This is a genomic window from Corticimicrobacter sp., assembly GCF_040137905.1.
Classification (GTDB): Bacteria; Pseudomonadota; Gammaproteobacteria; order Burkholderiales; family Burkholderiaceae_B; genus Corticimicrobacter.
Genome location: NZ_JBEFDG010000038.1, coordinates 1 through 22,112 on the forward strand (window position 1 = coordinate 1; position 22,112 = coordinate 22,112).

General features: G+C 59.8%; 22 protein-coding genes and 1 pseudogene. 7 read left to right on the forward strand and 16 right to left on the reverse strand.

All coding sequences use genetic code 11. From position 1 onward, the window contains the following. From ABN482_RS06135 to ABN482_RS06145, 3 genes and pseudogenes are all read right to left on the reverse strand, one after another. Positions 1-289 (reverse strand): annotated as a pseudogene (locus tag ABN482_RS06135) (SPOR domain-containing protein); the annotation flags it as partial. Between the two features lie 60 nt (positions 290-349). After that, positions 350-1,678, reverse strand: a complete 1,329-nt coding sequence (gene folC, locus ABN482_RS06140) for a bifunctional tetrahydrofolate synthase/dihydrofolate synthase (protein WP_349503160.1) — start codon at positions 1,676-1,678, stop codon at positions 350-352. 82 nt (positions 1,679-1,760) lie between these two features. Further along, a complete protein-coding gene (locus tag ABN482_RS06145; protein ID WP_349503161.1) occupies positions 1,761-2,480 on the reverse strand; it encodes an ABC transporter ATP-binding protein in 720 nt (239 codons plus the stop codon). Between ABN482_RS06145 and ABN482_RS06150 the strand changes: the two genes are divergently transcribed. Further along, complete coding sequence (locus ABN482_RS06150) at positions 2,479-3,120, forward strand: arylesterase (RefSeq protein ID WP_502877246.1); 642 nt, start codon at positions 2,479-2,481, stop codon at positions 3,118-3,120. The two genes, ABN482_RS06145 and ABN482_RS06150, sit on opposite strands and share 2 nt — an antisense overlap. A gap of 21 nt (positions 3,121-3,141) precedes the next feature. Here ABN482_RS06150 and ABN482_RS06155 read toward each other — a convergent pair whose 3' ends face one another. Continuing rightward, positions 3,142-5,103 carry a SurA N-terminal domain-containing protein gene (locus ABN482_RS06155; protein ID WP_349503162.1) on the reverse strand — a complete coding sequence of 654 codons (1,962 nt, stop codon included), beginning with the start codon at positions 5,101-5,103 and terminating at the stop codon, positions 3,142-3,144. A 62-nt stretch (positions 5,104-5,165) separates the two neighbouring features. On the opposite strand from ABN482_RS06155, the gene ugpQ reads away from it, so the two are divergent. After that, on the forward strand, positions 5,166-5,915 hold the full coding sequence (gene ugpQ / locus ABN482_RS06160; protein ID WP_349503163.1) for a glycerophosphodiester phosphodiesterase: 750 nt from the start codon (positions 5,166-5,168) through the stop codon (positions 5,913-5,915). A 13-nt stretch (positions 5,916-5,928) separates the two neighbouring features. On the opposite strand, the gene ABN482_RS06165 is transcribed toward ugpQ, so the two are convergent. Continuing rightward, a complete protein-coding gene (locus ABN482_RS06165; protein WP_349503164.1) occupies positions 5,929-6,660 on the reverse strand; it encodes a pseudouridine synthase in 732 nt (243 codons plus the stop codon). Positions 6,661-6,687: 27 nt separating this feature from the next. Between ABN482_RS06165 and ABN482_RS06170 the strand changes: the two genes are divergently transcribed. From ABN482_RS06170 to ABN482_RS06180, 3 genes are read left to right on the forward strand one after another with little or no spacing between them, the layout of a single operon-like run. After that, positions 6,688-7,260 carry a chorismate--pyruvate lyase family protein gene (locus tag ABN482_RS06170; RefSeq protein ID WP_502877250.1) on the forward strand — a complete coding sequence of 191 codons (573 nt, stop codon included), beginning with the start codon at positions 6,688-6,690 and terminating at the stop codon, positions 7,258-7,260. A gap of 2 nt (positions 7,261-7,262) precedes the next feature. Continuing rightward, positions 7,263-7,565: a hypothetical protein gene (locus ABN482_RS06175; protein WP_349503166.1), complete on the forward strand. Its 303-nt coding sequence runs from the start codon at positions 7,263-7,265 to the stop codon at positions 7,563-7,565. Positions 7,566-7,597: 32 nt separating this feature from the next. Next, complete coding sequence (locus ABN482_RS06180; RefSeq protein ID WP_349503167.1) at positions 7,598-8,296, forward strand: hypothetical protein; 699 nt, start codon at positions 7,598-7,600, stop codon at positions 8,294-8,296. Positions 8,297-8,314: 18 nt separating this feature from the next. Here ABN482_RS06180 and ABN482_RS06185 read toward each other — a convergent pair whose 3' ends face one another. The 4 genes from ABN482_RS06185 to ABN482_RS06200 form a co-directional block, all read right to left on the reverse strand. Beyond that, positions 8,315-8,869: a hypothetical protein gene (locus ABN482_RS06185; RefSeq protein ID WP_349503168.1), complete on the reverse strand. Its 555-nt coding sequence runs from the start codon at positions 8,867-8,869 to the stop codon at positions 8,315-8,317. A 56-nt stretch (positions 8,870-8,925) separates the two neighbouring features. Further along, positions 8,926-9,582 (reverse strand): hypothetical protein, encoded by a 657-nt coding sequence (locus ABN482_RS06190; protein ID WP_349503169.1) that lies wholly within the window; start codon positions 9,580-9,582, stop codon positions 8,926-8,928. Between the two features lie 26 nt (positions 9,583-9,608). After that, positions 9,609-9,980, reverse strand: a complete 372-nt coding sequence (locus tag ABN482_RS06195; RefSeq protein WP_349503170.1) for a Rap1a/Tai family immunity protein — start codon at positions 9,978-9,980, stop codon at positions 9,609-9,611. A gap of 134 nt (positions 9,981-10,114) precedes the next feature. Further along, positions 10,115-10,912 carry a hypothetical protein gene (locus ABN482_RS06200; protein WP_349503171.1) on the reverse strand — a complete coding sequence of 266 codons (798 nt, stop codon included), beginning with the start codon at positions 10,910-10,912 and terminating at the stop codon, positions 10,115-10,117. A gap of 220 nt (positions 10,913-11,132) precedes the next feature. On the opposite strand from ABN482_RS06200, the gene ABN482_RS06205 reads away from it, so the two are divergent. Beyond that, positions 11,133-12,989 (forward strand): methyl-accepting chemotaxis protein, encoded by a 1,857-nt coding sequence (locus ABN482_RS06205; RefSeq protein WP_349503172.1) that lies wholly within the window; start codon positions 11,133-11,135, stop codon positions 12,987-12,989. 101 nt (positions 12,990-13,090) lie between these two features. Here ABN482_RS06205 and ABN482_RS06210 read toward each other — a convergent pair whose 3' ends face one another. From ABN482_RS06210 to ABN482_RS06225, 4 genes are all read right to left on the reverse strand, one after another. Beyond that, positions 13,091-13,348 carry a hypothetical protein gene (locus tag ABN482_RS06210; protein ID WP_349503173.1) on the reverse strand — a complete coding sequence of 86 codons (258 nt, stop codon included), beginning with the start codon at positions 13,346-13,348 and terminating at the stop codon, positions 13,091-13,093. A 145-nt stretch (positions 13,349-13,493) separates the two neighbouring features. After that, positions 13,494-13,832, reverse strand: a complete 339-nt coding sequence (locus tag ABN482_RS06215; RefSeq protein ID WP_109060705.1) for a P-II family nitrogen regulator — start codon at positions 13,830-13,832, stop codon at positions 13,494-13,496. 66 nt (positions 13,833-13,898) lie between these two features. Continuing rightward, positions 13,899-15,695 carry an NAD+ synthase gene (locus ABN482_RS06220; RefSeq protein ID WP_349503174.1) on the reverse strand — a complete coding sequence of 599 codons (1,797 nt, stop codon included), beginning with the start codon at positions 15,693-15,695 and terminating at the stop codon, positions 13,899-13,901. Further along, positions 15,692-17,017: a mechanosensitive ion channel family protein gene (locus tag ABN482_RS06225; protein ID WP_502877247.1), complete on the reverse strand. Its 1,326-nt coding sequence runs from the start codon at positions 17,015-17,017 to the stop codon at positions 15,692-15,694. Before ABN482_RS06225 ends, ABN482_RS06220 begins: the two co-directional genes overlap by 4 nt. A 65-nt stretch (positions 17,018-17,082) precedes the next feature. Between ABN482_RS06225 and argH the strand changes: the two genes are divergently transcribed. After that, positions 17,083-18,504, forward strand: a complete 1,422-nt coding sequence (gene argH / locus ABN482_RS06230) for an argininosuccinate lyase (protein ID WP_349503175.1) — start codon at positions 17,083-17,085, stop codon at positions 18,502-18,504. 576 nt (positions 18,505-19,080) lie between these two features. Here argH and ABN482_RS06235 read toward each other — a convergent pair. The 3 genes from ABN482_RS06235 to rlmD form a co-directional block, all read right to left on the reverse strand. Continuing rightward, entirely contained in the window at positions 19,081-19,425 is a 345-nt protein-coding gene (locus ABN482_RS06235) for a hypothetical protein (protein WP_349503176.1), read from the reverse strand. A 95-nt stretch (positions 19,426-19,520) separates the two neighbouring features. After that, on the reverse strand, positions 19,521-20,063 hold the full coding sequence (locus ABN482_RS06240; RefSeq protein ID WP_349503177.1) for a hypothetical protein: 543 nt from the start codon (positions 20,061-20,063) through the stop codon (positions 19,521-19,523). Positions 20,064-20,726: 663 nt separating this feature from the next. Further along, positions 20,727-22,103, reverse strand: coding sequence for a 23S rRNA (uracil(1939)-C(5))-methyltransferase RlmD (rlmD, locus tag ABN482_RS06245; protein WP_349503178.1), 1,377 nt, complete (start codon positions 22,101-22,103; stop codon positions 20,727-20,729). Positions 22,104-22,112: the final 9 nt, after the last annotated feature.

Here is a 22,112-nt window from a genome sequence, read left to right on the forward strand (position 1 = left end):
GCATGCCAAGGCCGGCCGTAGCAGCCGTCCCTGCATTCGCCAGGGGCGGCAACCCGGTGCCGCGCTCGGGAATCGCGATGATATCGTCAGGAATGGGTACAGGCTCGGAATCGAGCACCATGGGCAGCACGATAATGGCCGCCAGCACCAGCGTGACCGCGCCGATCAGGCGCCGTCGTGCCTTGATCCGCAACTCATTGGCCTGCACTTCGCTGGACATCGGCACGCGCCGGGGCGTGCCATCACGGCCATCCTCGGGTGCTGCGCCTCGACGACTGAAAAAACCCATGTATATCCCTTACTGGCTGGATGCCGCAGCCATCCGTAAAACCCGAACCTGCATGCTGGCCTACGCCTTGCGGCCCAGCAATTCGAGCACGGCAGCCACGGTCAGGAAAGAACCGAACACAACGATTCTATCACCCTCGCCAGCCGCTTTTACAGCCGCCTTCCAGGCCGAGGCCACGTCGTCATGTGCAGTAACGGAATGATCCTCAGTATTGCCTGATTGCGTCGCCGGAGACACATCCTGAAGCATCTCCACCAGTTTTTCGCCGCTCATGCCGCGCGGCCCACCCAGCGTGGCGCAATGCCAGTGATCGATCCGCTTGTCCATACGCTGCAGGACGGTACGCGCATCCTTGTCGGACAGCATTCCGATCACCGCATGGGTATAGGGATGAAAGCCCATATTGTCGAGGTTTTCGGCCAGCACGGCAGCGGCATGCGGATTGTGGGCGACATCCAGGATCACCAGGGGTTGCCCCGGCAGGATCTGGAAACGTCCAGGCGGTGCCGCCTGCAGCAAGCCCTGGCGTACCGCCTGCTGAGGCACGGGCAGGCGGTCCTGCAGGGATTCCAGCGCAGCCAGCGCAGCCGAGGCATTGAGCAACTGATTGGCCCCGCGCAGCGCCGGATAGGCCAGTGCATTGCGCCGCTGCTGGCGGCCACCGTAGCGCCATTGCTGGCGGTCACCCGAATAATTGAAATCGTGCCCGAAGCGCCACAGGTCTGCACCGATGGCTTCGGCATGCTGGACCAGCGAATCCGGCGGAACCGGGTCGGCACAGATTGCGGGCCGGCCAGGTCGATAGATGTGCGCCTTTTCCAGCCCGATGGCTTCGCGGGTCGAACCCAGCCAGTCGGTATGGTCGATATCGACGCTGGTGATGATGGCGCAGTCGGCATCGATGATATTGACGGCATCCAGGCGACCGCCCAGGCCGACTTCCAGCACGACGGCGTCCAGATTGGACTGCGAGAACAGACGCAGGATCGCCAGCGTCGTGAATTCGAAGTAGGTCAGTGAAATGTCGCCGCGCGCGGCTTCAACGGCGCGAAACTGTTCGATCAGGGCTGTATCGCTGACCGTCTCGCCGTTGATGCGGGCGCGTTCGTTGAAGTTCAGCAGGTGCGGCGAGGTATAGAGCCCGACCCGGTAGCCTGCGCACAGCAGAATGGATTCGAGCATGGCACAGGTGGAACCCTTGCCATTGGTGCCACCCACGATGATGCGCACGCATGGCAGGTCGAGCTGCAGCGCCTGCGCAGCCTGCCTTACACGTTCCAGCCCGAGTTCGATGGCTTTTGGGTGCAATGATTCAAGATAGCCCAGCCATGCATCCAGGCCGGCGGTCGCGTCGGGCGCGGCCAGATGATCGGAACAGGTAGAAGACATGAGGTTGTTGCTGTAATGGACGGGGCCGATTTTAGCAGGGTATGGGTTGTTAGACACGCGCTGCGGCCAAGGGCATATGTGGCTAGCCCTGCACCTGTCTCCCGGCTTCCAGTACCAGTTGCCGGTCGCAGCGCCGGGCCAGTCCCAGATCGTGGGTGACCAGCACCAGCGTGGTGTGCCGTTCGGCCTGGAGCGCGAACAGCATGTCGATCACACGGGAGCCGGTCTCGCTGTCGAGACTGCCGGTGGGCTCATCGGCGAAAAGAATATCGGGCTGCACCACAAAGGCGCGCGCCAGCGAGACACGCTGTTGTTCGCCGCCCGAAAGCGTGGAAGGATAATGCCCCAGGCGGTGTTCCAGCCCCACGCGCTCGAGCATGGCTTCGGCCTCGCCCCGGGCCGACCGCCCCAGCAGCTCGAGCGGCAGCATGACATTTTCAAGCGCTGTCAGGTTGGGCAGGAGCTGAAAGGACTGGAAAACGAAGCCGACATGACGTGCCCGCAGGCGCGCGCGGGCCTCCTCGTCCATCCCCGTCAGATCATGCCCGGCCAGTGTGATCCGACCCGCCGTCGCCACATCCAGGCCGGCCATCAGCCCCAGCAGCGTGGACTTGCCGGAACCCGAGCAGCCCGTCACGGCAAGGGACTCGCCTGCGTTTACCGAGAAGGAAATATCTGCCAATATGTCCAGCGGCGGCTGGCCTGCCTCCTGGATCGTGCGCCGCAATGCAGAGACCTGCAATACTGGCTGGCCGGCCGTACGCTGCGTTTCGCCCCAACTGTTGTCTTTCGGAGTATTCATGCGTTTCCTGTCAAGAATCATGTCTATCTGGCTGCTGTGCATGGCCTGGTTGCCCGCTTCGCACGCCCAGACCACGCCCGGGCCGACCATTCTGGTGGTGGGCGACAGCCTGTCGGCCGAATATGGCATTGCACGCGGCACCGGCTGGGTAGCATTGCTGGAAGAACGATTGCAGGCTGATTTTCCAGCCTATCGCGTGGTCAATGCCAGCATCAGCGGTGACACCACGCAATCCGGGGTCAGCAGGCTGCCGCCATTGCTGCAGCGCCACCAGCCTGCGGTCGTGATCGTGGAACTGGGTGCCAATGACGCCCTGCGCGGCCTGCCGCTGGACAGCACCCGCGATAACCTCATGGCCATGAGCAAACAGGCCCAGGCCGCAGGCGCACAGGTTGTGGTAGTGGGCATGGAAATCCCGCCCAATTTCGGCCCGGAGTATGCTGCCCAGTTCCGGCAGCTGTTTCGTGATACCGCCACGCAGACCGATGCCGCACTGGTGCCATTTCTGCTTGATGGCATCGCCACCGAGCGGCGCTGGTTCCAGGACGACGGCATTCATCCTACCCGGGAAGCCCAGCCCCGTCTGCTGGACAATGTCTGGCCGGCGCTGCATCCTCTGCTGACACCGGCCGGGCACTGACATTGTTCAGCGATTCGAAGGTCAGACCGTATCGTCGTCCTGGCCTTCGATGGCGTCACTGGCTGCCGGCAGCACTTCTACCTGGTACTGCTTGCGCAGCGCCTGCAGCAGTGCCTGATCCTGGGCCTGCGACCAGGCATCACGCAATTCATTCTTGAGCAACGCGACATCATTGTCCGACATCAGCGCTTCGCCCACGGCATTGACGCGCACCAGCACCTGATCATCACCGTCCTGCACGCTGGCATAGACCGGCAGCGCGTCGGTCGCCGGGGCCAGCATGGCGGCCTGCAACACCGCACCCGGCAGCGCATTGCCAGACGCATCGCGACCCCCCTGGCGGGTAATATCGATTGCTTCGCCAAACACCTCGGCCTGCGCCTTGCCATCCTTGAGTTCGGCCAGCAGCTTCTGGGCCTGCGCCTGGGCTGCCTGGACTGCCTGTTCCTGAACCAGCGTGGCGCGCACGCGATCCTGCACCTCATCCAGTGCCGGGACGTGTTCGGGCTTGAGTTCGTTCACACGCACCACCACCATGGTGTCGGGAGAAATCTCGATCAAGCCGGAGTTGGAGCCTTCACGCAGCACTTCCTGGCTGAACAGCGCCTGGCGTACACGCGGATTGTCCAGCAGCGGACGATCTGCCGCAGGCACCGTATTGCCTTCGAGCAATTCGGTACGGGCCAGGCCATCGGCCTTGCGGATCTGCAACTGCAACGCATCGGCCGCAGGCTGCAGACTGTCACGCTGCTCGTAGATCAGGCGCGTCAGTGTGGTGGCCATGTCGGCAAAGCGCTGAGCAGCGACCTGCTGGCGGATGTCCTGCTCGATCTCGGCGCGGATCTCTTCCAGCGGCTTGACCTGCTCGGGCTCATACTGAGTCAGGCGGACGATATGGAAGCCGAAGGGGCTTTCGACCACGCCGGAGATTTCGCCTGGCTGAAGTCCATAGACCGCATCCTCGACCGAATTGAACAGAGTGTTGCGTGCAATCCAGCCCAGATCGCCGCCCTGCCCGGCCGAACCCGGATCCTGCGAACGGTTGCGGGCCAGGTCTGCAAAGCCCTCGGGATTGGCGCGTGCTTCCTGCAGCAGCGTATCGGCTTCGGCACGCGCCTTGGCCTTGGTTGCCTCATCGGCTCCCGAAGGCAGCGCCACCAGGATATGGCTGGCACGACGGCGCTCGGGACGGGTGAACTGCGACTTGTTCTGCGCGTAGTAGTCGGCGATGTCCTGATCGGTCACCTTCACGCCCTGCGTGGCAGCCGGCTCATCCAGCACAAGGTACTCGATGGCAACCTGCTCGGGCTGGCGCAGCGCATCCTGGTTGGCATCATACCAGGCCTTGATCTGCGCTTCGGTCGGCTCGCTGCTGCCCACGAAATCCGCTGCCGCGATCCGGTGCAGTTGCACATTGCGCTGTTCGCGGTAGGCCTTCTCGACACGACTCGCCACATCGGCCGGCACCTCGGCGCTGGCGCTGACGGGATCCAGCACACGGGCCAGGGCCAGCGTGGAACGCATGCCGTTTTCGAAGGCCTGCGGCGTCATGCCTTGCTGGGCCAACGCATCACGGTAACGCTCGGGCGAGAAACGGCCATCGTCGCCCTGCACGAACGGCAGCGATGCGATTTCGCGACGCAAGGCCTCGTCGGACACGTTGAGCTTGGCATCTGCAGCCAGCATGGCCACCAGGCGCTGGTCGATCATGCGGTTGAGCAGGGCTTCGCGCATCTGCGGCGTGTCGATCAGGGCAGGATCGAACTGGTTGCCCAGCCGATTCATGTAGCGATCCAGCTCGACGCGACGAGCCTGGTCGAACTCGGCCTGCGTGATGGATTGCTGGCCCATCTTGACCAGCTCGACATCGTTTGAAATAAACGTGGTGTAGCCTTGGACGCCGACGAAAACGAAGGACGGCAGAATCAGAATCAGCAGGATGAACTGCAGCCAGCGCTGATGATTGCGTATGATGTCAAACATGGATGGATTCGAGACTTGGGTCCGGTAGAAAAAAACTTCGCTGAGTGTATCATCAACACGCCATGAGACCATTGCCTAATTGGCCCTACCCCTTCTGGATAGCACATCGCGGCGGCGGCCGCCTGGCCCCCGAAAACACACTGGCGGCCATGCGCACCGCAGCACGCCTCGACTACTGCATGGTGGAATTCGATGCCAAGCTCAGCCGGGACGACCGCGTCATCCTGCTGCACGACGACACTCTGGCACGCACCGCAGGCGATGCACGCCCGGCCGCCCAGGTTGATTACCTCGACCTTGCGCGACTCGATGCGGGGGCCTGGTTTGCCAGCGAATTCGCCGGCGAGCCGGTACCGCTGCTCGAATGGATTGCGCGCCACAATCTGGCCAACGGCATCGCCTGCAACATCGAGATCAAGCCCTGCCCGGGCCGCGAGACCGAAACCGGTACGCTGGTCGCCCGCGAGGCGCTGCGCCTGTGGGATGGTGCCACGCCGCCGCCGCTGTTGTCGTCCTTTGCCGAGACAGCCCTGGAAGCTGCCCGCGCCGAAGCCCCCACCCTGCCCCGTGCCCTGCTGCTGGAAAATCTGCCTGCAGACTGGCGCCTGCGCGCCGCGCGACTGGAATGCATCGCCATCCATCTCGATGCCCAGTGGCTGGACGCCCGCGTGATTGCCGATATCCATGCCGCCGGCCTGCGCGCCGTAGCCTGGACCGTCAACGACCCCGAGCAGGCCCGCGCATTGGCGCGCTGGGGCGTGGATGGCATCGTGACCGACGCGCTCGACAGCATGGCAGCGCAACAGGCCTGATTTCGCCGACGGCTCAGATGAAAGACTCTTCGGGCCGCAGGTAACGCCATTGTCCCTGCGGCAGATCGCCCAGCATCACTTTGCCGATGCGAATGCGCTTGAGTCCCACCACTTTCAAGCCGACCAGCTCGCACATGCGCCGGATCTGGCGCTTCTTGCCCTCCCGCAGTACAAAGCGCAACTGGTCCTGATTCTGCCAGGCCACCTGCGCCGGGCGCAGTGCCTTGCCATCCAGCGACAGACCGTGATTGAGCAGCGCCAGGCCTTCGGGCGACAGCCTTCCCTGCACACGCACCAGATACTCCTTGTCGGTCGTGGAGTCCTCACCGATCAGTTGCCGGGCAATGCGACCGTCCTGCGTCAGTACCAGCAGGCCCTGTGAATCGATATCCAGTCGTCCGGCGGCCGCCAGCCCGCGCAGATGACCACGCTCGAAGCGCCAGTTGGCCTGGTCGGCACGCCAGCGATACTCCGGCACGATCAACGTGACGGCCGGCTTGTAGCCATGCTCGGCCTGACCCGACACATAGCCGATTGGTTTGTTCAGCAAAATGGTGACCTGTCGTGCCTGGGTACGGCGGGCCTGGGTATCCAGCTCGATTTTCTGCGTCGGCAGTGCACGTTCGCCCAGCGTCGCCACCACGCCATCGACCTTGACCAGCCCTTTCTCGATATAGGCATCGGCCTCGCGGCGGGAACACAGCCCCCGGTCGGCCAGGATTTTCGATACTCTGATTTTTTCCATGGGCGATAATGTAACCCCATGAAGAACGTGAATGCACCTGTTTTCGCCGATCTGTGGCGTCCACACCCGGCCCCCTCCCTTCCCCTGTCCCACCGTCGCTGGTTGACCCGCCCCGGCGCACTGACTGCCGGTCTGCGCCAATTGGGCGCAGTAGAGCTGAGCGTACTGAGGGAATGCGTGGAGCCAGCCCCTGCCGAAGAAGCCAGCGCATTGGGCGTTCACCCGCATGCGCCTATCTGGGTGCGTGAAATATTGATGTGCATCGATGGTGTCCCTTGCGTGGCGGCCAGAAGCTGTACCCCATTGCAGCATTCCAGGGGGATCTGGCAGGCCATGCGACGGCTGAAGAACCGGCCGCTGGCGGACATGCTGTATCACGATCCGACGGTAACCCGTTCTGGCTTTGCCGTAGCCCGTCTGGATGGACGATCCGAGTTACATGGGGTTGCAATGAGTACAAATTCGCCGAAAATCGAACTGGGGCCTCCCGGAAAAATGCCGTTGTGGGCCCGGCGATCTGTATTCTGGCGGGCGGGCGCGGGACTGGTGGTCGCCGAGTGCTTCCTGGCGGGTTTCTGGACATTGATCCCAAAGCCATAAAGATGCCAGCAATCAAAATAAAATGGCAAAGCACTGATGCAGGCGGCAGAAAATACCCCCCTCCTGCTGGCAAGTACTTTTCAGTCGCCCGCTTCCCCGATGACTCGAAGTGGCAGGATCATGCCTGGAGCGTTGTGTTTCAGCTTTCCCGCCATGAAACGGTAGAAGGTCATGATTTCAGCTCGGGAACCGTCGAGTTCCTGATGCCGGATGCGCCAAGACACAAATTTGACAGCCATACCGCATTCGATATTTACGAAGGTCCGCACAAGGTGGGCACGGTGCACATTCAAAGCCCGCCCTGAGCATCATTGTTGCTTTAGACATTGTCAAAAAAATGAAAAGCAAAATTTTCTGGGACTTGCCTGGCTTCAATATCTGTCTCAAAAGCCGATATGCAGACCTGTATGCGCTGGAGGCGGATATAGGCAATAACGTCGGCAGCAGCAACTTCAGCGCACTGGACACGTTGGACTGGCTGCTGACGGACAAGGCGACAGGCGAGATTTCATTCCTGATGCTGACCGTTCCATCCACGATCAAAGTCTCGCCAAACGGATCGGAGATCGATACCGACACCCTTGAAAACCTGGCACTCTCAAGTTGCCTTGAACGCTTCATCCACGATGTCGCCATGCAGGACGAAGCCATCTACACCGTTGGTGACGACACACTGACGGTCACCTCGGACGCCTCATCCATTTCCCATACGACACAGGTATCCGATGACCTGTACCTTTTGCTGGATCAGGCCAGCCAGTATCGGGGGTTTTTATTGAAAGGGGCGACAACCCATATCCCGGGCCATTTCATACCATCCAACAGTGAGGCTTTCGGCGCACGACTGCTTGACATGCTTCGCCTGTGCACCCATGAAGCCTACGATTCGATGAGTGACCTGAGCCAGGAACAGCTACGCAACATAGAAAATCTGGAATCGGCCTGCCGTGCAGCCAAATCGGCCGATTCCAGGCTGGAACAGATCATCGCGTTCACGCAACAATTGAAAGTCACGTTCTACGACCTGGAAACCTGAGCCATCTTGACCTCGGCATCATGGCAAAAGATCGCGGCGGCTGACCGCTTCCTGCAAGCTCAGCCCGGGTGCCAGCACTTCCTTCCCTGCCCGATCGATCACTCCCCAGGTATCTCCCACCAGCGCCCTGTGTTCGTCGGCACCAGTGGATTCCACGCAATCCGCACACACCAGCGCACGGCCGTCCTGAAACGGCATGCCCCAGGCATACGGCAAATCCAGAATTCGCTGCAGACTGCGATCGTAATATGCCACGCCCTTTGTGCCCGGCCCGCGTGTCAGTCCTTCCGAGAAGGGATCGGCACCATTATCGAAGGTCAGAACCTCCTGCATATGGCCATCCGGCCGTACCCAATGCCAGCGTCGATTCACATGTACCTGAGCCAGACCACCCTCTGCTCCATCAAACTGCAGATCGGCCAAAACGCCGGCGTTCAATACAGGCTGCCCATTTTCCAAAGATGCGCAGGCCTGCACCTGGTGTAATTCCTGCTGCGATTTTGAAAGGTACGTGCAGGGCAGATCCGCTGCCGGCGTGACCAGCGAAGCCAGCAAGGCCAATATCGTCACCATGGAAACCTCCTCTTTTCTACGTTTTACGATCCGGACTTAACCTCATCAAACCGGGCTCATGGAGCCGGAGCGGCAATCGCCTCCAGCTTTTTTTCATACTGTTCACGATCCGAAGCCGACAGCACTTCACCGTACGCGGCCAGGAAATCCTGCAATGCCTGTCGATACTCCTGTGCAAACATGGCATTGTCAGGGCTGGCATCATGCAGATTGCGCGCGCGCTCGACAGGACGACGTGCATCATTCAGCAACCATCGTTTGCCATAGGCTGACTCGTCGCTCATGATCACGATGTTGCGCGGAAAGCCGGGCACATACTTGACGACGAATGGGTCATTGAGCGCCGGGATCAGGATCAGGTTACGAGGTGGCCAGATGGATGCACTCATGTCGTCGAACTGCGCGACCACATCCCTTCCGTCAGCCATACGCACCAGCACATCATATTCATTGACCCGCTGTTCATTGAGCAGCCATCCGGCATCACGCTTGTCCACGATAATCGCCGTACCGGGTGTGCCGAACCAGTTCAGGAAACCTGCATTGACCCACTGACCTGTGAAAATATTGATCATGGCCAGCGTGAAGACCATTGGAATCAGGAAATATCCCCAGCGCTTGCCTCGGTAAATATGCAGCAGCACCGCAAAAACCAGGCATGCCAATGGCAGGGCAAACATCAGCAGCAACCGATGCTGTGCGAGTATGTACATGCAGACAGACAAAAACGACACGCCGCTCAACCCCTGCATGGAAAACGCTGGGCCAGCACGGCACTGACGGCAGGTGCCGCACGCTGGGACAGGGCTTCGCCCTGCAACTCCCGCAATTGACCATAGACTGCATCACGCAGCGTATCGATCTTGAATTGCCGATAGTCGCACCAGACCGTCCCTTCGGTCTGATCAAAAATACCCAGGAGATACATGTCAATGGCATCGCTGCGCGATTGCGACGGTTCTGCCATCTCGGCCAGAAGCTGGCCCACAGTGATACGGGTCGTGTTGGGCGTCACTGGCAGTTGCTGTGCCTGCGCCTGCATGAGATATCCCTGGCCCAGCAACAGCGACAGCATCGCAGGCCAAAGGCAACGCCGTGCAACAGCAGACATGGACATGGCAGTTCCTGAAAAGAATGGAAACTGCCAGAGTTTACCGGACACCTTCGAGTGTCAAATGCTTTTCAATCAGGATTTACGCCCTGAAACAGGGCATAACAGTTGATTGTCACAAGGTGCAGCAGGCATCAAAAATTGCCCTCTGCCTTATCTGCTGCCAGCAGCCAGGCAGATAACAGTGAATGATCGCAATCAGCTTGCAGTTTTTTAAGAATCTCGCGCGCCACCGCGATGGAAGTACCTGATGCCTGCAATGCCATCCATTGTTCGGCAGGTGTCCGAGGTACAGTTGCCGGCTCATCCATCCGCTCCGCCAACTCGGCAGCAAACAGGAAATCCCGCTCGTAGGGACATGCCGGTTGCGATGCCACAGAAACCGGGAAATGCCCGGTGTAGCTGTCTATCCCCTGATACTCGTAGCAGGCCAGCGGCCAGTCGGGAACAAAGCCTGGAACCTTTCCGACCAGGCCCTCTTCCAATATGCCCGTGAACTCGGCGGCAGCCCTGATATGGGCAAGATGGTCAGCCGACCCCGATACGCGCAGCAGATTGACGGCGGCTGGATCAAGCTGGATATCCTCATGACTGCTGATCGAGGATTCGAGTGCAATCAGATCCAGGAACTGCACCTCGTTGCGCGCCACTTCGACCACATAGCCCTCTTCGAGCATCAACCGCACGAACGTGAGCGGCCGCTCGGGATGCAACGGATGCAGCAGCGCGCCATAGGCTTCCATGCCATGTCGATATTTGAGCAACGGGATGAAGCACGGTGGCCAGGGGTGTGCACGTTCCTGGTTCCAGAAGGAAGAGAACAGTGCATTCTCGAAGCCAGGCTCACCAAGGAAAGCCTGGACAAACGACGTCGAGATTCCAGTCGCGCGCAAGCTGGCAACATAGGCTGGGCGGGCTAGGCGTGCATGCATGTCGACATACCGAAAAGTGATGTAGATACAGACGGGCGGCTGGCTATCATAGACCAAACCTGCAACTGGCAGATACATGCGATATGCCAGCCATCACGCGGCGATTTCTTTTGCAGTCATGGCAGCAGTGTCCATAATTTGTCATCAAAACGCAGTACAGTATTATTTTGTATCATTTTCACATGATCACGAAAGCAATACACATATCCACTTGGGCATCATGAAACTCTCCCTGCGCACTCGCCTTATCGTTCTCAGCATCGTGGTCGTCACGGTTGCCATGCTGGCCCTGACCACGGCCAATTTCCTGACTGTACAGCGGCACGTCATCGCCACCGTGGATGCGCAAAGCCAGCAGTTGGCCGCCACCCAGGCCAACACGCTGGCTGAATGGGTCGCAGACAAACGCTTGCTGACACACTCACTGGCACAGGCCATCGATCTGCCCAAACCACAGGCACAGGCCATCGTTCAGGCGCTGCGCGACGGGGGTGGTTTTTCCGATGCCTACATCGGCTATGCCGACAGGCGCATCGTGTTCCTTCGCGAAATGCCTGCAAGCTATGCCGCCACAGAACGCCCCTGGTACACACAGGCCGTGCAGGCTGGCCAACCCATCCTGACTGCGCCCTATATGTTTGCGACGGAAAAGAAACTGGGCGTGACCTTTGCCGAGCCGGTCGGCCCGGCCGGCAACCCAGTCGCTGTCGTAGGTGCAGACGTACTCTTGACCTCCGTGGTGCGCACCGTCAATGCCATCAAACCCACCCCAGGCAGCTTCGCTTTCCTGGCAGATCGCCAGGGCTTGATTCTGGCCCATGCCGATGCAGCACTGACACTCAAGCCGGCATCCACCCTGTCGGCCTCCCTGACCCCTGCCCTCATCCAGGAAGCCAGCCAATCGGATGCGGACATCCAGGTCAGCATCGACAACACCGACTACATGCTCTACAGCCATGCAATCGCAGGCACCGACTGGCAACTGGTCATCGCCGTCAATCGCAGCCAGGCACTGGCATCAATCGGCACGCTGCTCAAGGTATCCGCCCTGACCGTCGTGATCGCACTGGCACTGGCGATTGCGCTGCTGGGCTGGGTCATCACCCGGGCACTGCAACGCCTGAATCAGGTACGCGATGCGCTTGATGACATCGCCCAGGGCGACGGCGACCTGAGTCGCCGCCTTGACGCCAGCGGCCATGACGAACTCGCCAGCATCGCCGGAGCCTTCAACCGTTTTACCGGCAAGATCGCCGCTGCGTTGCGCGATATCCGCAGCACCAGCCACTCGGTCCGGCTGTCTGCCGCTGAAATTGCCCAGGGAAATCTGTCCCTGTCGAACCGCACCGAGGCTCAGGCCTCTTCGCTGGAGCAGACCTCGGCAGCGATGGAAGAACTCACCGCCACCGTGCGCCAGAATGCCGACAATGCCCGCAGCGCCGACTCTCTGGCCTCCCAGGCCGCCGAGGCAGCAGCTTCGGGCGGTGCCACCGTGCACAAGGTGGTGGAAACCATGCAGGCCATCGACAGCTCATCCAGCCGCGTAGCCGACATTGTCGGGGTCATCGACGGCATTGCGTTCCAGACCAACATTCTGGCGCTCAATGCTGCGGTCGAAGCCGCACGTGCCGGTGATCAGGGACGCGGCTTTGCCGTGGTCGCAACCGAAGTGCGGGCACTGGCCCAGCGCAGCGCCTCGGCAGCCAAGGAAATCAAGACACTCATCGAGGAATCCGTCGAACGGGTTCGAGCCGGCAGCGCCCTGGTCAGTGAAGCGGGCCAGCAGATCGACGGTCTGGTTACCGGCGTGGAACGGGTGCGTACCATCGTGGGCGAAATCAGCGTCGCCAGCCAGGAGCAGACCCAGGGCATCTCAGAAGTGGCGCTGGCCGTCTCGCAAATGGACCAGGCTACCCAGCAGAATGCCGCACAGGTCGAGGAAGTGACTGCTGCTGCCCAATCGCTCAGCGAAGAGGCCAGCCAGCTCGATGAGGTGGTGGCACGCTTTACGCTGGATGCGCAGGAGGACGGGCATCGGCATGTGTTTCGTGGTGAAGCCAGCGTAACGAATGCCTGAGGCCGGCATGGCCCAAGGCAGATCCATGCTGCTGCAATTGCTGCGCGAAGGCTGATTGCGGCAACGGTCGAAGAGCCAAAGAGCGCGGTTTGGAATGTGTTTCAGCCGCCTTGGCACATACTTCTTTCCGCTGCCCAGTCCCTTATCCTGAAGCGCAAGTTCAGATTTCCCAGGAATGTCAGCACTTCGTTTTCCTGTATGCCAGCATCGTAGTCAAAGTCCTCCAGCGCAAAGATATATGTAATCTGCGCGGGCCTCATGCGTTTTTCACATGCGGCCAGGACATCTTCCACCATGTACTCGAAGCCGGCCATATTTCCCTCTGGCAGCCAAAGGGAAACAGCATGATCTTCATCCACGAAGCGGTTCCGTATCCTGAAATCTTTCTCGAATCCGGAGCCGCCCTTTTTCTTGATGAAATTCGCCCTGATCCTGTCAAACGAATTTTCTGTCGATACCCATACTGCGTGTCTCGACTCAATTGTTTTATAGATCACTGCTGTATCAGAGCGCGTCGTCGCCGCTCTCGCCGGTACGGATGCGGATCGCCTGCTCCACTGGCGTGACAAAGATCTTGCCGTCGCCGATCTTGCCCGTGCGGGCCGCACGCAACACGGCTTCGATGGCACCATCGACCATGCTGTCGGGAATGACCACGTCCACGCGAATCTTGGGCAGAAAATCGACCACATACTCGGCACCGCGATAGAGCTCGGTATGGCCTTTCTGCCGGCCAAAGCCCTTGACCTCGGTCACGGTCAGACCCATGATGCCGACCTCCGACAGGGCCTCGCGGACTTCGTCGAGTTTGAAGGGCTTGATGATGGCGGTCAGCTGTTTCATTGATGCTCGCTTGTCTCTGGAAATGAATATCTTATTTTGACACGATCAGGGCCGGGATGGCCCCGATCAGCCCTGGCCATTATCGCGGAAGCGGTTGGTGATCGGGTAACGCCAGTCGCGACCGAAGGCGCGTGGCGTGATGCGCGGTCCCGGCGGGGACTGGCGGCGCTTGTATTCGTTCAGGTGCAGCAACCGGGTAAAGCGGTCGATATCGGCCTGGACATAACCGGCCTTGCGCAGGTCGTCCACCGAGGCGTCCTGCTCCATGTAGCGGGCAATCATGCCATCCAGCACCTCGTAGGGCGGCAGGCTGTCCTGGTCGGTCTGTCCCGGGCGCAGTTCGGCCGAAGGCGCACGCGTGAGGATGTTCTCCGGGATCGGCGGCGGGCCGTCGAGACCATTGCGCCACCACCCCAGGCTGTACACCAGGGTCTTGGGGACGTCCTTGAGCACGGCAAAACCCCCGGCCATGTCGCCATACAGCGTGCAGTAGCCGGTACTGAACTCGGACTTGTTGCCGGTGGTCAGCACCAGCCAGCCGGTCTTGTTGGACAGTGCCATCATCAGCACGCCGCGTGAGCGTGCCTGGATGTTCTCTTCCGTGGCATCCTGGGTCAGGCCGGCAAACTCCGGGGCCAGCACTGACTCAAAGGCATCCATCATCGGCGCGATAGGCAACACGCCGTAGTGCACGCCCACCCGCCGTGCCATATCCTTGGCATCGTCCAGCGACATGTCCGAGGTATAGGGCGACGGCATCATGTAGGTACGCACACGCTCCGGCCCCAGCGCATCCACCGCCAGCAGCAGCGTCAGCGCAGAGTCCATGCCTCCTGAAAACGCCAGCAGCACGCCCTTGAAGCCATTTTTCTCGACATAATCGCGCACGCCCAGCACCAGCGCCTGCCAGATTGCGGACAGTGCAACGCCGTTGTCATCGGGCCAGTATGCATCGGTCTTGCCGGAAGACTGTTTTTCTGCGGCCTGACGGGTAGTGGTCGAATCAGCACGGTAGTCCGGCAGTTTTGAACCGGGTTGCAGCACGGCCACTGCCGTTGCGGCGGCAGCGGACCAGTCCTCGCCGTCCAGCGCCAGCACGCGGCCCCCCTGCACGTGCCCCTGCGCATCGAAATCCACCAGCCCCAGCGCCTCGCCGAATGCCGGCAGCACCATATGCGGCGTGCCTGCAGCATCCTGCACGAACGAAGCACCATCGAAGACCAGTTCATCCTGCCCACCCACCAGGTTGACATAGACCAGCGGTACGCCCAGCGCCGCCACGGGTTGCATCACATGTTCGCGGCGTGCCTGCCAGTGGCCTGCATCGAAAGGCGAGGCATTGAGTGCCAGCAGAACCTGTGCGCCCTGCGCCACCGCCTGGCGCGGTGCGCCGCCCGCCCAGAGGTCTTCGCAGACGTTGACGCCAAAGCGCAGCTCCCCCACCTCGAACAGGCAGGCCTGTGTGCCGGCAGCAAAATAGCGCTGCTCATCGAATACGCCATAGTTGGGCAAGGCCTGTTTGCCATACCAGCCGGTACGCGCACCCTCGCGCAAGACGACAGCGGCATTGAACAGCCTGTCGTCCACTCGCAACGGCGTACCCACCACCACGCTCAGATCGGGCAACCCTGCCAGATCGGCAGTCAATTGGGCCAGAACCGCCTCGCAACGTCGCAGGAATTCCGGGCGCAGCAACAGATCCTCGGGGGGATAGCCGGTCAGTGCCAGTTCGGGGGTCAGCAATACCCGTGCGCCTGCCCCGTGGGCCTGCCGGGCAACCGCGAGAATACGGGCCGCATTGCCGGCCAGATCGCCCAATACCGGATTGATCTGCGCCAGCGCCACTGTGATGGCATGCGTCATGCCGGGTTCTCCTGTTCGTCATGCAGTGCGTGCCGCCACGCCTGCGATTGGGATATGCCATCCGCCATGCCGCGCATGTCATGCCCGGTCGGCGTCTGGTAGAGGCGCAGGCCCAGCTCGGGCAACAGCGCCAGGATGTGATCGAAGATATCGCCCTGGATGCGCTCGTAGTCGACCCAGGCCGTCAGCGCGGTAAAGCAGTAGATTTCGACGGGTACGCCGTCGGACTGCGGCTCCATCATCCGCACCATGGTGATGACATCGTGATGCTTGATTTCCGGGTGGCGCTGCAGATAGGCCAGCACATAGGCCCGAAAAGTACCGATATTGGTCAGGCGCCGGCGGTTGGCCGGCACATGGGCGCGCTCGCCCAGCGTCAGGTTGGTCTGCTCGACCGCCCGGCGCTTGTCGCCCAGGTAGGATTCCAGCAGGCTGAAACGCTGCAGATCGTCGCATTCGGCATCAGTCAGGAAACGGATGCTGGTCGCATCGATGCGCACCGTGCGCTTGATGCGCCGCCCGCCCGACTCGAACATGTAGCGCCAATTGCGGTAGGGTTCAGAAAACAGCTTGTAGGTCGGGATGGTGGTGACGGTCTTGTCCCAGTTCTGCACCTTGACCGTATGCAGCGCGATATCGATGACGAAGCCATCGGCATTGGACTGCGGCATTTCGATCCAGTCGCCGATGCGCAGCATGTCGTTGCTGGTCAGTTGCGTGCTGGCCACCAGAGACAGCAGCGTATCCTTGAACACCAGCATCAGCACAGCCGAAATCGCACCCAGCCCCGACAGCATCAGGATCGGCGAGCGGTCGGTCAGCACCGAGATCACCAGTACCGCACCGACGCCCAGCAGCACGATCTTGCCCAGTTGCAGATAGCCCTTGATGGAACGCGTCTGCGCCCGGGTGGTGGCGGCGTAGGTTTCCTGCCAGGCGCTCAGGACCGTGCGCAGGGTCTTGATCACATAGATCCAGAACAGCGCCAGGCTGACGCGATGCAGCAGTGTTTCCAGTTGCGCGTAATGCGGCAGAAGAATGCTCATCACGGCAACGGCCAGCCAGCCGGCGGTAATGGCTGCATAGCGGTAGCTGCGGGCACGCCGGAAGGCGCGGTCCCAGTTGCGATGCCCTGCCAGGGTCAACAGCCGGTTTGCAACGGCAGACAGGATATAGGCACCTGCCACCCGGATCGTGAAAGACACCAGCACGATCAGGCCGAGCGCCAGCAAAGCCTGCATCCAGTGGGCCTCGGGCAGGTGGGCGGTCAGCGACTGGATCCATGTTTCCAGCTCGACCATATTTGATTTCAGGGACTCCATGCAGCCAACCGTATTAGAATCGTGGTTTCGCGAATCGCGCCATTTTAATTGCTATCCATCCCCGCATGTCCAATACGCCTGCATCCAACCAGAATCAATTTGCCAACAAGGCCCAGGCCTGGTCGGCCCGCTTCTCCGAACCCGTCTCGGATCTGGTCAAGCGCTACACCGCCTCGGTCTTCTTCGACAAGCGCCTGGCTCCCTATGATATCCAGGGTTCGCTTGCCCATGCCGACATGCTGGCGGCCGTCGGCGTGATCTCCACGCAGGACCTGCAGGATATCCAGCGCGGCATGGCGCAGATCCTCTCCGAAATCGAGGCAGGCCAGTTCGAATGGCTGCTCGATCTCGAGGACGTGCACCTCAATATCGAAAAACGCCTGGTCGAACTGGTGGGCGATGCCGGCAAGCGCCTGCATACCGGCCGTTCGCGCAACGACCAGGTCGCCACCGACATCCGCCTGTGGCTGCGTGCCGAGATCGACGTCCTGATCGGGCTGCTGGGCGAATTGCGCCACGCGCTGGCTACCACTGCACTGCAACACACCGACACCATTCTGCCCGGCTTTACCCACCTGCAAGTGGCGCAACCCGTCACGTTCGGCCATCACCTGCTGGCATATGCAGAGATGTTTGGCCGCGATGCCGAGCGCCTGCAGGACTGCCGCCGCCGCGTCAACCGCCTGCCGCTGGGTGCCGCCGCCCTGGCCGGCACCAGCTACCCCATTGACCGTGAGCGCGTAGCCCGTACCCTGGGTTTCGAAGAAGTCTGCCGCAATTCGCTCGACGCCGTATCCGACCGCGATTTCGCCATCGAGTTCTGCGCCGCCGCTGCGCTGGTCATGACGCATATCTCGCGCCTGTCCGAAGAACTGGTCCTGTGGATGAGCCCGCGCGTCGGCTTCATCACGCTGGCCGACCGGTTCTGCACCGGCAGCTCGATCATGCCGCAGAAGAAAAATCCCGACGTCCCTGAACTGGCACGCGGCAAGGTAGGCCGGGTCAACGGCCACCTGATGGCCCTGCTGACCCTGATGAAAGGCCAGCCGCTGGCCTACAACAAGGACAACCAGGAAGACAAGGAAGGCCTGTTCGACTCGGTCGACACGCTGCGCGATACGCTGACCATCTTCGTGGACATGGTGCCGGGCATCAGCGTCAAGCCCGAAGCCATGCGCGCCGCCGCCCTGCAGGGCTACGCCACCGCCACCGACCTGGCTGACTACCTGGTCAAGCGCGGCACGCCTTTCCGCGATGCCCACGAAGTCGTGGCCCTGGCCGTACGCGAATGCGAACAGCGCGGCTGCGACCTGGCCGACCTGAGCCTGGATGAACTGCGCGCCTTCCACCCTGCCATCGAGTCCGATGTACACGCCGTACTGACGCTGGAAGGCTCGGTCGCTGCGCGCAAGCACATCGGTGGCACGGCTCCGGAGCGGGTGCGCTTTGAGGCCAAGCGTATTCTGGAGTTGCACGGCAAGGGTTGATTTCAAACTTGCAAGGGGATTTCCCTTGTCCTGCGGTAGTTGATGTAAAAAAATGGCCTGCGTACAAAATACGCAGGCCATTTTTTTGAGAGGTTTTATTTCTAGGGATAATGAATTAAAAATCCAATCATGAATTAATGGACGGTCTGAACAAATTGTTATCGTATCCACGCTCACGTGTTGTTTCCACCTATCTTCCCTAATGCTGGCCGCAGCTCGTATGAAAGCGCGTCCTCCACAATCTGCAGAACAGATACCGGCACGTCATATATCTTAACAGCCACTGCTGGCAATCTCGCTTGCCTGATTCTGGGTAGTGCTTGGCCACCTCTCCTGCCAAATATCTCCACGGAATCGTACACGCTATCTCCGACAGAAATTTCTCGCGACATGTCTACTTGCACTTGCCGGCGTATTCTGTCTCACTGAAATTCAATTGGCTCATGGATGACCTCGGACGAGGATGAGAATGGGCCACATGGATTTTACAAAATTAGCAGAGATTGGTTCGAATATTTTTTAACGATCAAAGTCCCCAGCCTTTGGCAATTCATTAAGTGAAATATGATGCTCACCTTATAATTTTGAAGTTGTTCTTCCAACGCCAAGCCCTGCAAGAAAACCAATTACAGCCACTACAATCTTCTCGGCCAGACCAGCGTTTCCTTGATACAGAGACATATAAGCAAGATCGATAATCAAAACGCCAATCAAGAAGGCTCCAAATATCATCCGACTTCCAGCCTTTGCTGAAATCTCATGCCGTTTTGTAGCTTCTGTCGCTACCACTTTCTGGCTTTCCGCGAAAGGCTGAGCAAGATTCGAGGCGAGTGCAGCAAGAAGTTCTAAGTTCCGTTCTTCAGTCGGCTTTCGCATGATTTCAGCATTAGTTACCGGCACCACCTCATTTCTTTCTTCCATTATTCAGCCTCTAAAAAATATTGAATATAATCTTCGGACTGCTAAACTGATGAAACCCACCTATGAAGTGCCTGTGCCGATTGGCATTTTAGGCTTTACTCGTGGGCAGCAATTCTCATGCCCCACCAATAGGTGTCGAGGTGAACACGTGCAACTTGTGCTTTGTCTGCAATGCGCTTAGCCACCAATTGATAGGCAAGATTATTTTCTGGATTATTGTATTTCACACCTTTCCACTTCTGTAGTTCGCGGGGCGCTGCAGTGCATTCGTATATACGCCTTGCAGAAATCGAATCCAGAGGCACCTCCAGAAACGCTTCGGATAAGTGAAGTTCAAATTTATCTCGAAGGTATGTCGTATATAGCGCATCACGGAGAAAGATATTCGTCAGCTTTCGTGCAATCCCCCATCCCTCTTGCGGATTTGGGAGCCTATTTCTCAAGGCATCAGTCGCCTCATCCAAACACTTCTGAAAAATTTCCTGTTTTTGCACTGCGAATTGCTTTAGATCAAGACCATTGAAAAATTCTCGCGCTGGGTCAACAATTCCTTCACCCTGTTTGCGAACAGCTGACGCACTAACTGAAATACGAGCCGCACGGGTTTGAACAGCCGATAGAAAGGAATCTGTATACATTATTTTAAGGTTAAGCCTGAATAAAAGACAATAGCAAGAAAAGCTAGTGAAAAATCTGCCGAACACCCTATCAGAAAATGCTATTTTAGCCACTGAAGCGCCCAAGGATTGATAAGGCGGATTGGTTAAAGATAGCGTTTATCGGCACAGCTTCAGAGTGGATATGATGATATACATCTTCACCCTGCACAGGAAGAATATACTAGCCTTCCAAAAATTCCGTGCTCAAGGCATTGCAACCAAAGCATTAGGCCTGTCCAGTGAGCTTTTCTCACAGCCATTTAGATACGAATCCCAGCGCCTTAACATACGTCATGCTGTCCTCGCTTACCCCGAAGACACGACGTAGATCAGAATAATTTTGACTTCCCGCCCCATCGCTCCCATATTTTCAAAAATACATCCTCGCCAACGCTCAACGCAGCCATGAGCCGAGGGTGGTCAGCCCCTATCCGGTCGCTTTGTGCAATGCCGGAGATCTGCGATGCAGGCGGGAAACAAGGCGGAATTGTCTGAGGGCGCAGCCCGAGTTTTCCGCCGCCCGCCTGCATCGCGGATCTCCGGGAAGTCTGGCCGCACAGCGGCCAGACCATTGCGCAGGCGACCGGATAGGGGCTGACCACCCTCGGCGTCTTCGCAGCAAGAGCAGCAGCTCAAAAAAACCTAAGCCGCCTCAGAAACCTCCACCACTGCCTCATCACCCTCAACCGGCAAAACACGCTTCGTGCCCCCCGGCTCGAACACCGCAATCGACTCCACATGCCCCGTATGCGGGAACATATTCACGACCCCCGCCTTGAGCAGACGATAACCACCCTCGTGCGCCAGAATGGCAGCATCACGAGCCAGGGTCGCGGGATTACAGGAGACATACACAATCCGCTTGGGCCGCTCTTCCGGCTCGAGCGCCACCAGGGCACGCGATACCGCTTCTGCCCCCTCACGCGGCGGATCAATCAGCATACGATCAAAGTGACCCAGATCACGCAGCCAGTCCACATTGATCTCGAACAGGTTGAGCGTGGCAAAAGACGTCTTGCCGGCCAGCCCGTGGCGCGCGGCGGCATCGCCGGCACGCGCTGTCAGCGTGGCGCTGCCCTCGACCCCCACGGCCTCGCGGGCGCGTGTGGCCAGCGGCAAGGTAAAGTTGCCCAGGCCACAGAACAGATCCAGTACCCGATCCTCCGGCTGAACACCCAGCAGGCCCAGGGCACGCGAAATCAGTACCCGATTGATGCCGAAATTGACCTGCGTGAAATCAATGGGCCGGTACGGCATGCGCAGGCCGAATTCGGGCAGGCTGTAGCTCAGGCTGTCAGCGTGTTCGCGCTCCAGCGGATGCACAGTATCCGGCCCCTTGGGCTGCAGCCACCACTGCACCTTGTGCGCGGCGGCAAAGACACGCAGGCTGGAGATATCGGTATCGGTCAAGGGCTCCAGATGGCGCAGCACCAGAGCAATCACGTCATCGCCCACCGCCACCTCGATCTGCGGCAGGCGATCCGGTGTGGACATGCTGCCGATCAGCGCGCGCAGCGGCATCAGCAGCGCAGACACGGCGGGCGGCACCACATGGCATTCACGCATATCGGCCACGTAGCTGCTTTTGCGCTCGTGAAAACCGACCAGCACCCCACCCTTCTTGGGCACATTGCGCACCGAAAACCGGGCACGATAGCGATAGCCCCAGGCCGGCCCCTGCATGGGCGGCAGTACCTGGGCCGGACGCAGCTTGCCGACGTGCCAGAAGGCGTCTTCGAGCGCCCGCTGCTTGATGGCGATCTGGGCCTCGGGCTCCATGTGCTGCATCACGCAGCCACCACAGACGCCGAAGTGCGGGCAACGGGGTGCCGCGCGCATACAGGAGGCACGCAGCACGGCTTCGGTGCGGGCGTTTTCGTAGGAGGGTTTGCGGCGGGTGATGCTGGCCTCGACCGTCTCGCCGGGCAATGCGCCCTCGACGAAGATCACTTTGCCGTCGCGATGGGCGATGCCCCGGGCCTCAAGGTCCAGGGACTCGATGTACAACCTTTCCGTCATGTTTTGGAT